Below are 11,575 nucleotides of genomic sequence, written 5' to 3'. Positions count from 1 at the left end.
ATGGCACATCGTATCATTCAGCCCGACGGCTGGGTTCCCGCCAAGGGCTATGCCAACGGCATGATGAGCGCGGATGGACATCTGTTCATCGGCGGGCAGATCGGCTGGACCGGCGCGCAGATCTTCGAGGCAAAGGAATTCATCGGCCAGATGAAACAGGCGCTGCGCAATGTCCGCGACATCGTCGAAGCGGCGGGCGGGCGGGTCGAGGACATCACCCGCATGACCTGGTATGTCACCGACAAGAAGGAATATCTCGCCGCGCAGGGCGATGTCGGCCGGGCCTACCGCGAGGTGCTGGGGCGGCATTTTCCCGCCATGGCGATGGTCGTGGTCGCCGATCTGATCGAGGATGAAGCCAAGATCGAGATCGAGGCCGACGCGGTGATCCAGCCGCGCTGAGCCTCAGCCCCGGCGCCGCAGTAGCGGCGCCACCCCGCTGCTCAGGATAAACAGGATCGCGGCACAGGTCACGATGCTCGGCCCGGTCGGCGTGTCATAGCGCCACGAGGCGGCGAGCCCGCCCAGTGCCGCGATACCGCCCATCAGCACCGCCCAGAGCGCCATCGCCTCCGGGTTGCGCGCGAAGGGCCGCGCCGCGGCCGCCGGAATGACCAGCATCGCCGCGATCAGCAGGGCGCCCACCACCTTCAGCGCCACCGCCACGGTCAGCGCCAGCGCCAGCGTCAGGATCAGCTGCTCGCGGCGCGGATGACCGCCCGAGGCCTGCGCCAGATCCGGGCTCAGCGTCGCCGCCAGCAGCGCCGACCAGCGCCAGACCAGCAAGGCCAGCACCGCCAGCGCCCCGCCCCAGATCAGCGCCACATCGCGCCAGCTCACGGCGAGGATCTCTCCGAACAGGTAGGACGACAGGTCAACCCGCTGCCCCGGCAGCAGCGACACCGCGACCAGCCCCAAAGCCAGCGCCGCATGGGCCAGCACGCCGAGCAACGCATCGGCGCTGATCTGACGTCCCGACAGGCCGCTGACCAGCAGCGCCATGGCCAGCGCCACCAGCAGCACGCCGGCAAGGACCGGCAGATCCGTGGCCAGCGCCAGCGCCACGCCGAGCAGGGCGGCATGGCTGGTGGCATCGCCGAAATAGGCCATCCGCCGCCAGACCACGAAACAGCCAAGTGGTGCGGCGGCCAGGGCGACGCCGAGCCCGGCAAGGGCGGCGCGCAGCAGGAAGTCGTCGAGCATCAATGAGGTCCGTTCCCGCTGTGATCGTGGCCGTGATCATGCGCATGGCCATGATCATGCGAATGGTGGTGCTCATGCCGGTAAAGCGCCAGCGCCCCCTTGGTGCCGGTGCCGAACAGCGCGCGATATTCCGGCGCGTCGGCCACGACCTCGGGCGTGCCCTCGCAGCAGATATGACCGTTGAGACAGAGCACGCGGTCCGAGGCCGCCATCACCACATGCAGATCATGACTGACCATCAGCACCGCCAGGCCCATCTCGCGGCGCACTTCCTCGATCTGGCGATAAAAGGCAGCGCTGCCGGGCTGGTCGAGCCCCTGTGTCGCCTCATCGAGGATCAGGATATCGGGCCTGCCGAGCAGCGCGCGCGCCAGCAGCACCCGCTGGAACTGCCCGCCCGAGAGCCCGGTCATCTGCCGCTCGATCAGGTCCGGCGCCCCGGCACGGAGCAGCGCCGCCTGCAGGATGTCGCGGCTCTGGCGCTGCGGCAGGTTGAGAAACCGCCGCACGGTCAGCGGCAGGGTGGCGTCGATATGCAGCTTCTGCGGCACGTAGCCGATGCGCAGCCCCGGGGCGCGGGTGATCTCGCCACTCGCAGGGGGCAGCGCCCCGATCAGCGCACGCAGCAGCGAGGATTTGCCCGAGCCGTTGGGCCCGACAATGGTGACGATCTCGCCGCGCTCGATGGTGAAATTGACATCCCGCAGCACCTCCTGCCCGTGATGGCGCAGCGCCAGCCCGCGCGTCTCGATCAGGCTCATCGGGCGGTTTCCTGACAGGTCGGACAGAGCCCTTCGGCCTCCACCACCGTGCGCTCGATCCGAAACCCCGCCCGACGCGCCATGGCGCCGAGGCGGCCCTGTTGGGGCGCGGTCTCGGTCTCCGACACCGACAGGCAGGCACGGCAGATGAGAAAGGCAGGCGCGTGATCGGCGCCCAGATGCGCGCAGGCGATATAGGCGTTGAGCGCCTCGATCTTGTGGGCAAACCCGGCCTTCACGAGAAAATCGAGTGCCCGGTAGGCCACCGGCGGCTGGCTGCCGAGCCCGGCTTCGGACAAATGCGCCAGCAGGTCATAGGCCCCGAGCGCACGGTGTTCGGCCATTAGGATTTCCAACGCCTTGCGCCGCACCGGCGTCAGCCGCAACCCGGCCTCGGCGCAATGCGCCTCGGCCTTGGCGAGGGTGGAGCGCATGCAGGCGGCATGGTCATGCTTCTGAAATCCGAGGGCGGACATGGCGGGCCTTTCCGATTTTGCCTATTGATATGTTATAACATCGGCGCTAGCAAGCGTGATAATATAACATCAAGAGGCCTGCCATGTTCACCCTTTCAAAAATACTCACTGGCGCGACCGCGCTGACCCTGCTCAGTGTCAAGGCAGAGGCGCAGGTGCCGCAGGTGGCTACCGATATCGCCCCGGTGCAGTCGCTGGTGGCGCAGGTGATGGGGGAGCTCGGCACCCCCGATCTGGTGATCCCGGCCAACGCTTCGCCGCATGGCTACGCGATGCGCCCCTCCGAGGCGCGCAGCCTGGCCGGAGCGGATCTGGTGGTCTGGATCGGGCCGGAGCTGACGCCCTGGCTGGCCGAACCGATCGACACGCTGGCCGGGGAGGCGGCGCAGCTGGGCCTGATGGCGCAGCCCGGTACGCAGGTGCTGACATTCCGTGACGGCGCGGGATTCGGCGCGCATGCGGCGCATGGTGTGACGGTGCCGGAGGCGCAGAATGAGGCTGGACATGACGAAGAAGAGCATGACGTGGCACATGATCACGACGGGCACGGTCACGACGGTATCGACCCGCATGGCTGGCTCGATCCGCGGAACGCGGCGCTCTGGCTCGGAGTGATCGCCGACGAGCTGTCGCGGCTCGATCCCGACAACAGCGAAACCTACCGCGGCAATGCCGCGGCGGCGCAGGAGGCGCTCGCGGTGCTCGAAGCCGAGATCGCTGCCGACCTGGCGCCCCATGGCTCGGTGCCCTTCGTGGTGTTCCACGACGGTTATCATTACTTCGAGGATCGTTTCGGTCTTCAGCCGCTCGCCGCGATCACCGCCGGGGATGCGGCGCGCCCGGGGGCAGCGCGGATCAGCGCGCTGCGCGCCGAGATCGCCGCGGCGGCGCCGCGCTGCGCCTTTTCCGAACCGCAGATGAATAGCGCGCTGCTGGAAACGGTGGTGGCGGGGCAGGCGGTGAACATCGGTAAGCTCGATCCGCTCGGGGCGCGGCTGACCCCGGGGGCGGCGCTCTATCCCGAATTGCTGCGCGCCATGGCGGCGGCGATGGCCGAGTGCCTGTCGGACTAGGCCGGGCGGCGAAAGCCGGTGATCAGCTGGCGCAGGCCGAGCGCCGCGCCGGCAAAGATCGCCGCCAGGGTCAGCGGCGCGCTGTAGGCCAGTGTCGAGGCGGCGGAGATGCCTTGCCCGATGGTGCAGCCCATGGCGATCACCGCACCCATGCCCATCAGCGCCGCACCGAAGATCTGCCGGCGCAGCTCGCGCGGATCTTCGCAGGCTTCCCAGCGAAAATGCCCCTGCCAGAGCGAACCGATGAAGGCCCCGACCCAGACCCCGGCCACCGAGCCGATGCCGAAGCTCAGGGGGCGCACCGAACCCTGCATCGCATAGAGCAGGCTCTCGCCCACCGGAGCGGAATAGCTGTGTGACAGGATCGTCTGCGGTGCGAAACCGACGCGCGACAGATAGGAGGTGGCGGCCCAGCCGGAGATGATCGCGAGGCCGACGACGCAGGACCAGGACAGCGCGCGCAGATCGCGGCGCAGGGCTGCCGAGCGCAGCATCAGCGCGCAGATCAGCGCGCCGGATCCAAGCCCGATGACCGTGAGCGGCAATCCGGTGACCCCGGCGAGCAGATGGGCGATCCCGTCAGGGGTGCCGGTCTGTGAGACACGCGGGAACAGCAGGGCACGCACGGGTGCGGCCGGACCAGTGAGCGTGGCATAGGCCGCCAGCCCCATCACCAGCACGATCACGAAGGCGCGCAGATCCCCGCCGCCGAGCCGCGCGATGGCGCCATATCCACAGGTGCCGGTGAGCGCCATGCCATAGCCAAAACTCAGCCCGCCAAAGATCGCCGCCGGGGCCGAGAAGGCGACGGCGAGGTAGAGGCTTTGTCCGAGGTCGAGCCAGCCCAGAGCCGCGAGCGCGAAGGTGCCGAGCATCGCCACGCCGATCGCCAGCCCCCACATCCGCAACCGCAGATCAGAACCGCCATAGAGCGCGTCCTCGATCGCGCCGAGGGTGCAGAGCCGTCCGAGCCGCGCGGCGAGACCGAACAGGACACCGCCGCAACCGCCCAGAAGCGCGGCACTCAGCGGCTGTCCCAGAAGCTCAATCATCCTTGCAGAACAGCTCGTAGACGGTTTCGAGCATCTTGCGCGGACGCTCGTCGGCGAGGCGGTAATAGATCGTCTTGCCTTCGCGGCGCGGCACCACCAGCCCTTCGAGCCGCAACCGCGACAATTGCTGGGAGACCGCCGCCTGGCGCGCCGACATCAGGGCTTCGAGCTCGGTCACCGATTTTTCCCCCGACACCAGATGGCAGAGGATCATCAGCCGCCCCTCATGGCTGATCGCCTTAAGGAAATTCGCCGCCGTGACCGCGTTTTCGAGCATCCGGTCCATGTCGGCATCGGAGATGTCCGGGGTGATGATGGGCAGGGAGGTCATCAGGTCTTTCCGTTCAGAAGGCAATGTCATTGGCGATGGCGGCGATCCCGGCTTCGGCGCAGGCGTCATCGGCGCTCGGGCTCGGAGCACCGGAGACGCCGATCCCGGCCACCGTGGCGCCCTCGCCATCCTGCACCAGCAGGCCACCGCCCAAGGGCAGCGCTTCGCTCAGGGCGCGTATCCCGAAGGAGGCGGCGCCGGGCTGGGTCGCCGCATCGAGATCGGTGGTGGAGGAGCGGAAGCTCACTGCCGTCCAGGCCTTGCGGCGGGACGTCTCATAGACATGCGCCCCGGCGAAACGGTCGCGCAGAAAGACCTGCGGCACGCCCATCCGGTCGACGACCGTGACCCCGACCTGAAACCCGGCCTCGCGGCAGCTTTCCAGCGCCGCCTGCGCCATCTGGAGCGCATATTCGGGCTTCAGGCTGCGAAACTCCACAAAGGCGTCATCCGGCCCGGCGCTGGCAGTGCCGGTGAAGGTGGCGCAGCTCAGGGCCAAAGCCAGTCTGATCGCGGCGTTGCTCATGAGCTTTCTCCCGTATAATCCGTCACCTCGCGCAGCATCTCGTCAAGCAATGGCCAGAAGAATTCCGCGCCCGGATAGCCTTCGATGCGGGCCAGTTCGGCATCCTCCTCGACCAGCAGGAATGTCGGGGTGAAGATCACCCGGCGCTGCAACGCCACGTCATCCGCCACGTCACCGATATCTACGCGCCGCAGTGGCGCGAAACGGCCTTCGGCTGTCTTGGGATATCCCGGCGCGATCTCCGCATCCCAGCGTTCGCAATAGATGCAGCCCTTCTGCTCGACCATCACCAGCTCGGCCGCGACTGCAGGCAGTGCAGCGAGGGCGGTGGCGGCGGCAAGGCAAAGAGCAGCGATTTGGCGCATGAAAGGGAAGTCCGATTGACGTTCGCGTGACACTCAACGTAATTTGAATATGTGAATTGATCAAGGTCGGGGCCGCAATGTTCGATATTAGTTTCGCCGGGGCGCTGCTCGCGGGTTTGCTGAGTTTCTTCACGCCCTGCATCCTGCCGATGGTGCCGTTCTACCTGTCCTACATGGGCGGGCTGAGCGTGAGCGAATTGCGCGCCGACGGGGCGATTGCAATGGGGGCGCAGCGTCGTCTGGTGGCCTCGGCCGTACTCTTTGCGCTGGGGGTCAGCAGCATCTTCGTGCTGCTCGGCATGGGCGCGACCGCGCTCGGGCAGGTCTTCGCGCAATATCTGGAGCCGTTGTCCTGGGTCGCGGCGGCGCTGCTGACGCTGTTCGGCCTGCATTTTCTGGGGGTCATCCGGGTGCCCTTGCTCTATCGTGAGGCGCGATTGGAGGACGGCGGCGCGCCCGGCTCGGTCTGGGGGGCCTATCTGATGGGGCTCGCCTTCGGCTTTGGCTGGACGCCCTGCGTCGGCCCGGCACTGGCCTCGATCCTGATGATCGCCAGCGGCATGGGCGACATCTGGCGCGGTGGCGCGTTGCTGCTGGTCTACGGGCTCGGCATGACCGCGCCCTTCGTGCTGGCGGCGGCGTTTGCCGGGCCGTTCCTCGACTGGGCGGCGCGCAATCGGGCGCTTGTGGTCTGGGTGGAGAAGGCGATGGGGGTGATGTTGATCCTTTTCGCGATATTGATCGTGACGGGGGGTGTGCAGCTCATCGCGGATGCGATGATCCGCTGGTTCCCGTCCTTCACCACGCTGGGATGACCGGCATAGGCGAATACGAAAGCTTTGGGAGGCTGTGATGAGAAGATTTGCAACGATAGGCGCGGCGATTGTCGCGGCAATGCTGGCGCTGCCCACCGCGGCGGCGGAGCTGGGCGACGACGGGCTGCACAAGGCGCCCTGGATGCGCGACACTTTCAAGGATCTGCCCGAGGATCTGGCCGAGGCCAATGACGAGGGCAAGCGCCTGCTGATCATGTTCGAGCAGCGCGGCTGTATCTACTGCACCAAGATGCACGAGGAGGTCTTCCCGCGCCCGGAGGTCGGCGGCTATATCGAGGACAATTACTTCGTGGTGCAGCTCAACCTGCATGGCGATGTCGAAGTGACCGATTTCGACGGCGAGACGCTGAGCGAGAAGCAGATGGCGCGCAAATGGGGGATTCTGTTCACCCCGACGATGATGTTCCTGCCCGAAGAGGTCGAAGAGGGCGTGACCGCGCCGCAGGCGGCGGTGGCGGTGATGCCCGGCGCCTTCGGCCCTGGCACCACGATCGACATGTTGACCTGGGTCAACGAAAAGCGTTACGCGCTTGACGGCGAAGAGGATTTCCAGCGCTATCACGCGCGGCGCATCCAAGAGCGGGACAACGGCCGGACCGATTGAGCCGGGGCGGCGCGGGAACTATTCAATTTCGTGAATTTGTTGTTGCGCGGCCTTGCCCGGCTGTTTTAGGGTCAGATCAACAGAGTGTCACAGGCGAATGTGGCCCTGAACGGGAGGAAATCTGCGATGAAGAGATGGGTTCTGGGGGGCGCTCTGGTCGGGATCGCCGCTATGGCAGGCGCGGAGACGGTCGCGCCCGTGGATGTGGCCTATGACGAATATGGCGCTGTCGAGACCTCGCTGACCGGCGCGCCGGGCGATGCGGAGAGCGGCGCCGCCATTGCCGGGGACAAGAAGCGCGGCAATTGCGTGGCCTGTCACCAGATCGGCGCCCTCGCGGACGTGCCGTTCCATGGCGAGATCGGCCCGATGCTCGACGGGGCCGGCGAGCGCTGGAGCGAGGCGGAGCTGCGCGGCATCGTCGCCAACTCCAAGAAGACCTTCGAAGGATCGATGATGCCGTCCTATTACAAGACCGAGGGCTATGTCCGCCCCGGCGACGGCTTTACCGGCAAGGCGGGCGAGGAACCGCTGCCGCCGCTGTTGGACGCGCAGCAGATCGAGGATGTCGTGGCATTTCTTGCCACGCTGAAGGAGTAGAGGGCGTTTGGCGCCACGCCGGGGGAGCAGGGCGCTTTCGCCCTGCGGGACAAGGTGTCGCGACGGGAAAAGAACCCGTGAGTCAGGGGTCAAAAACCGACGTTGCGGGATCAGCGTCTTTCGGCATACCGCAGGAATTGGCGCGGCGACGCGCCGAGACAGTCAAAGGAGACAGAGAATGGAATTCTCAAGACGTGAGACATTGGGCCTCGGGCTCGGCGCGCTGGCGCTGAGCGTGCTGCCCGTCGGGGCCTCGGCCGCGACGGTCGATGAGCTGATCGCCGAATTCACCGGCGGCGCGGAAATGGCCGATACCGGCGTGACCCTGACCGCGCCGGAGATTGCCGAGAACGGCAATACCGTGCCGATCGAAGTATCGGCCGAGAATGCCGCGGCGATCATGGTGCTGGCCACCGGCAACCCGACCCCGCCGGTCGGCACCTTTGCCTTCGGCCCGCTGGCCGGTGCGCGCAATGCCTCGACAAGGATCCGGCTCGCCAAGAGCCAGGAGGTCATCGCCATCGCCAGGCTCGAAGACGGCACCTTCGCCCGTACCAGCGCCGAGGTCAAAGTCACCATCGGGGGCTGCGGCGGCTGAGCGCCCCGCGTCCCAAACATCAGGAGTATCGAACCATGGCAGACGGTGTAACCCCGCGCGTCAAAGTCCCGAAATCAGCCGAAGCCGGTGAGGTCATCACCATCAAGACGCTGATCAGCCACCCGATGGAATCGGGCCAGCGCAAGGACGACGACGGCAATGTCATCCCGCGCTCGATCATCAACCGCTTCACCTGCGACTTCAACGGCGAGAATGTCATCGACGTGAAGATGGAACCGGCGATGTCGACCAATCCGTATTTCGAATTCGAGGCGAAAGTGCCCGAGGCCGGGGATTTTACCTTCAAATGGTATGACGACGACGGCTCGGTCTACGAGGAAACAAAATCGGTCGCGATCGGCTGAACCGGCGCGCCTTCGGGCGCGTCTCGCCAGCTGCAAGGACGATCGGAACAGGGAGAGAATGCTATGAAATTCAAGGCAATGACAGCAATGGCTGCGCTGCTGGTATCGGCGCCCTTGATGGGACTGGCCGATGAAGAGGCTGAGCTGGTTGTCAACGAAGAGATCGAGATGGTCACCAAAACCGAACCGCCCGCGCATCTCGAAGGCGTACTGCCCGAGCTGCTTTCGGGCTGGCGGTTCCGTTCGGACGAGACGCAGCAGTTGCAGATGGACGATTTCGACAATCCGGCGATGATCTTCGTCGATCAGGCGATAGAGACCTGGCAGAATGTCGAAGGCAGCGAGGGCAAATCCTGTGCTTCCTGTCACGAGGACGTGGCGGAGAGCATGAAGGGCGTGCGCGCCACCTATCCGAAATGGAACGAGCAGGCCGGGGAGGTGCGCACCCTGGCGATGCAGATCAACGATTGCCGTGAAACCCAGATGGGTGCCGAGCCGTGGAATTACACCGGCAACGAGATGGTGAGCATGGAATCGCTGGTCTCGGTCCAGTCGCGCGGCATGCCGGTCGATGTGGCGATCGACGGTCCGGCCCAGTCGATGTGGGAGCAGGGCAAGGAGATGTATTACACCCGCTATGGCCAGCTCGAATTGTCCTGCGCCAATTGTCACGAGGACAATTACGGGAACATGATCCGTGCCGATCACCTGAGCCAGGGGCAGATCAACGGCTTTCCCGTGTATCGCCTGAAGAACGCCAAGCTCAACGCCAGCCACGCGCGTTTCAAGGGCTGTATCCGCGACACACGCGCCGAGACGTTCAAGCCCGGCAGCGAGGAATTTGTCGCGCTCGAGCTCTACGTCGCCAGCCGCGGCAACGGCCTGTCGGTGGAGGCACCCTCGGTCCGTAATTGACGCCCGACGGGCGTCACCCGGCCCGACCGGGGGCTCCAGCTCCAAACACCACACCCCCGGCCCCGACCGGCGCCCCTGAAAACACCTAACGCCCCGGTCCCGCGCCGGGGCCGATCCCTGCCTGCCCGAAGGAGCCTCTCCCATGCTGTCCCGCCGTGATTTTCTGCAAATGTCCATGGCCGCCGCCTCGATCTACGGCGGTTCGGGTTTCGGCAATTGGGCCCGGCTCGCGGCGCAGGACAAGTTCGATCAGGATACGCTGCTCGAGTTCGAGACATTCGGCAATGTCACGCTGATGCATGTCACCGACATTCATGCGCAGCTGAAACCGATCTATTTCCGCGAGCCCTCGGTCAACATCGGCGTGGGCGACAACCGCGGCAAGGTGCCCCATATCACCGGCGAGGAGTTCCGCGTCCGCTACGGCATCGGCGGCGGCACACCGCTTGATTACGCGCTGACCTATGATGATTTTGTCGCGCAGGCGCAGGCCTATGGCAAGGTCGGCGGCCTTGATCGGGTCTCGACCGTGCTCAACGCCATTCGCGCCGACCGGCCCGACGCGCTGCTGCTCGACGGCGGCGATACCTGGCATGGTTCGATGACTTGCCTGAAGACCGAAGGTCAGGACATGGTCAACGTGATGAATGCGTTGAAACCCGACGCGATGACCTTTCACTGGGAATTCACGCTGGGCTCCGAACGCGTGCAGGAGATCGTCGAAGGGCTGCCGTTTGCAGCGCTTGGCCAGAACATCTTTGACGCGGAATGGGACGAGCCCGCCGAACTGTTCAAGCCCTATGAATTCTTCGAGCGCGGCGGCGTGAAGATCGCCGTGATTGGTCAGGCTTTCCCCTATATGCCGATCGCCAACCCCGGCTGGATGTTCCCGGAATACAGCTTCGGCATCCGCGATGAGCATATGCAGCAGATGGTGGATGAAGTCCGCGCGGCGGGGGCAGAGCTGGTCGTCTGCCTGAGCCACAATGGCTTTGATGTGGACAAGAAGATGGCCGGGATCGTCAATGGCATCGACGTGATCCTGTCCGGCCACACCCATGACGCGTTGCCCGAGCCGGTGCTGGTCGGTCAGACCCATATCATCGCCTCGGGCTCGAACGGCAAATTCGTCTCTCGCGTGGATCTGGACGTGCGCGATGGCAAGATGATGGGCATTCGCCACAAGCTGATCCCGATCTTCTCCGACCTGATCACGCCGGATGCGGAGATTACCAAGCTGATCGACGCACAGCGCGCGCCCTATCTGGACGAGTTGACCCATGTGGTCGGCAAGTCCGACGCGTTGCTCTATCGCCGTGGTAACTTCAACGGCACATGGGACGATCTGATCTGCGACGCGCTGCTCAGCGAGCGCGAAGCCGAGATCGCGCTGAGCCCCGGTGTTCGGTGGGGGCCGTCGATCCTGCCGGGGCAGGACATCACCCGCGAGGATATCTTCAACGTCACGGCGATGACCTATCCCAATGCCTACCGCACGGAAATGACGGGGGAATTCCTGAAAGTCGTGCTGGAGGACGTCGGCGACAACCTGTTCAACCCCGACCCCTATTACCAGCAGGGCGGCGACATGGTGCGGGTCGGCGGCATGGGCTTCAAGATGGACATCGCCAAGCCGCAGGGCCAGCGGATCAGCGACATGACCCTGCTGAGTTCCGGCGAGCCGATCGACCCGCAGCGCAGCTATGTGGTTGCCGGTTGGGCCTCTGTCAACGAGGGCACCGAAGGGCCGCCGATCTGGGATGTGGTGGAGAGCCATATCGCCAAGATGGGGAGCGTTTCACAAGGCGCCGCCACCCCGGTGAAAGTCGTTCTGCCCGAGTAGATTTCGTCAGAATGGGGGTTCTCACCT

16 protein-coding genes are annotated in these 11,575 nt (G+C 65.5%); 9 read left to right on the top strand and 7 right to left on the bottom strand.

The window, feature by feature from the left end; translation table 11 throughout:
• A complete protein-coding gene (locus ACFSUD_RS10220) occupies positions 1–402 on the top strand; it encodes a RidA family protein (protein WP_386374033.1) in 402 nt (133 codons plus the stop codon).
• A gap of 3 nt (positions 403–405) precedes the next feature.
• Here the strand turns inward: ACFSUD_RS10220 and ACFSUD_RS10215 are convergent, their stop codons facing one another.
• Genes ACFSUD_RS10215 through ACFSUD_RS10205 form a run of 3 tightly spaced genes read right to left on the bottom strand, consistent with a single transcriptional unit; the run spans position 406 to position 2,440 of the window.
• Positions 406–1,203, bottom strand: a complete 798-nt coding sequence (locus ACFSUD_RS10215) for a metal ABC transporter permease (protein ID WP_386374031.1) — start codon at positions 1,201–1,203, stop codon at positions 406–408.
• Positions 1,203–1,964: a metal ABC transporter ATP-binding protein gene (locus ACFSUD_RS10210; RefSeq protein WP_386374029.1), complete on the bottom strand. Its 762-nt coding sequence runs from the start codon at positions 1,962–1,964 to the stop codon at positions 1,203–1,205. Before ACFSUD_RS10210 ends, ACFSUD_RS10215 begins: the two co-directional genes overlap by 1 nt.
• Positions 1,961–2,440 carry a transcriptional repressor gene (locus ACFSUD_RS10205; RefSeq protein ID WP_386374027.1) on the bottom strand — a complete coding sequence of 160 codons (480 nt, stop codon included), beginning with the start codon at positions 2,438–2,440 and terminating at the stop codon, positions 1,961–1,963. The genes ACFSUD_RS10210 and ACFSUD_RS10205 overlap by 4 nt, the downstream gene beginning before the upstream one ends.
• Positions 2,441–2,523: 83 nt before the next feature.
• On the opposite strand from ACFSUD_RS10205, the gene ACFSUD_RS10200 reads away from it, so the two are divergent.
• Positions 2,524–3,513 carry a zinc ABC transporter substrate-binding protein gene (locus tag ACFSUD_RS10200; RefSeq protein ID WP_386374025.1) on the top strand — a complete coding sequence of 330 codons (990 nt, stop codon included), beginning with the start codon at positions 2,524–2,526 and terminating at the stop codon, positions 3,511–3,513.
• Here the strand turns inward: ACFSUD_RS10200 and ACFSUD_RS10195 are convergent.
• The 4 genes from ACFSUD_RS10195 to ACFSUD_RS10180 are packed head-to-tail and all read right to left on the bottom strand — an operon-like array spanning position 3,510 to position 5,787.
• A complete protein-coding gene (locus ACFSUD_RS10195; RefSeq protein WP_386374023.1) occupies positions 3,510–4,565 on the bottom strand; it encodes a YeeE/YedE family protein in 1,056 nt (351 codons plus the stop codon). The genes ACFSUD_RS10200 and ACFSUD_RS10195 overlap by 4 nt on opposite strands.
• A complete protein-coding gene (locus ACFSUD_RS10190) occupies positions 4,558–4,896 on the bottom strand; it encodes an ArsR/SmtB family transcription factor (protein WP_386374021.1) in 339 nt (112 codons plus the stop codon). Before ACFSUD_RS10190 ends, ACFSUD_RS10195 begins: the two co-directional genes overlap by 8 nt.
• A 13-nt stretch (positions 4,897–4,909) precedes the next feature.
• On the bottom strand, positions 4,910–5,422 hold the full coding sequence (locus tag ACFSUD_RS10185) for a GlcG/HbpS family heme-binding protein (RefSeq protein ID WP_386374019.1): 513 nt from the start codon (positions 5,420–5,422) through the stop codon (positions 4,910–4,912).
• On the bottom strand, positions 5,419–5,787 hold the full coding sequence (locus tag ACFSUD_RS10180; RefSeq protein ID WP_386374018.1) for a hypothetical protein: 369 nt from the start codon (positions 5,785–5,787) through the stop codon (positions 5,419–5,421). The genes ACFSUD_RS10185 and ACFSUD_RS10180 overlap by 4 nt, the downstream gene beginning before the upstream one ends.
• A gap of 77 nt (positions 5,788–5,864) precedes the next feature.
• Here ACFSUD_RS10180 and ACFSUD_RS10175 point away from each other — a divergent pair, with 77 nt between their 5' ends.
• The 7 genes from ACFSUD_RS10175 (at position 5,865) to soxB (ending at position 11,548) form a co-directional block, all read left to right on the top strand.
• Entirely contained in the window at positions 5,865–6,602 is a 738-nt protein-coding gene (locus ACFSUD_RS10175) for a cytochrome c biogenesis CcdA family protein (protein WP_386374016.1), read from the top strand.
• Positions 6,603–6,639: 37 nt separating this feature from the next.
• On the top strand, positions 6,640–7,227 hold the full coding sequence (locus ACFSUD_RS10170; RefSeq protein WP_386374014.1) for a thioredoxin family protein: 588 nt from the start codon (positions 6,640–6,642) through the stop codon (positions 7,225–7,227).
• A gap of 126 nt (positions 7,228–7,353) precedes the next feature.
• Entirely contained in the window at positions 7,354–7,827 is a 474-nt protein-coding gene (gene soxX, locus ACFSUD_RS10165; protein ID WP_386374012.1) for a sulfur oxidation c-type cytochrome SoxX, read from the top strand.
• Positions 7,828–8,005: 178 nt separating this feature from the next.
• Positions 8,006–8,425: a thiosulfate oxidation carrier protein SoxY gene (soxY, locus tag ACFSUD_RS10160; protein WP_386374010.1), complete on the top strand. Its 420-nt coding sequence runs from the start codon at positions 8,006–8,008 to the stop codon at positions 8,423–8,425.
• Between the two features lie 35 nt (positions 8,426–8,460).
• Entirely contained in the window at positions 8,461–8,790 is a 330-nt protein-coding gene (gene soxZ, locus ACFSUD_RS10155) for a thiosulfate oxidation carrier complex protein SoxZ (RefSeq protein WP_386374008.1), read from the top strand.
• A gap of 63 nt (positions 8,791–8,853) precedes the next feature.
• On the top strand, positions 8,854–9,705 hold the full coding sequence (gene soxA, locus ACFSUD_RS10150) for a sulfur oxidation c-type cytochrome SoxA (protein ID WP_386374006.1): 852 nt from the start codon (positions 8,854–8,856) through the stop codon (positions 9,703–9,705).
• Positions 9,706–9,847: 142 nt separating this feature from the next.
• A complete protein-coding gene (soxB, locus tag ACFSUD_RS10145; RefSeq protein WP_386374004.1) occupies positions 9,848–11,548 on the top strand; it encodes a thiosulfohydrolase SoxB in 1,701 nt (566 codons plus the stop codon).
• Positions 11,549–11,575: the final 27 nt, after the last annotated feature.

Source organism: Sulfitobacter aestuarii, assembly GCF_042685005.1.
Lineage (GTDB): Bacteria > Pseudomonadota > Alphaproteobacteria > Rhodobacterales > Rhodobacteraceae > Sulfitobacter > Sulfitobacter aestuarii.
Note: the sequence above shows the minus strand (reverse complement) of the source record. Positions and strands in the feature narration are given on the sequence as shown.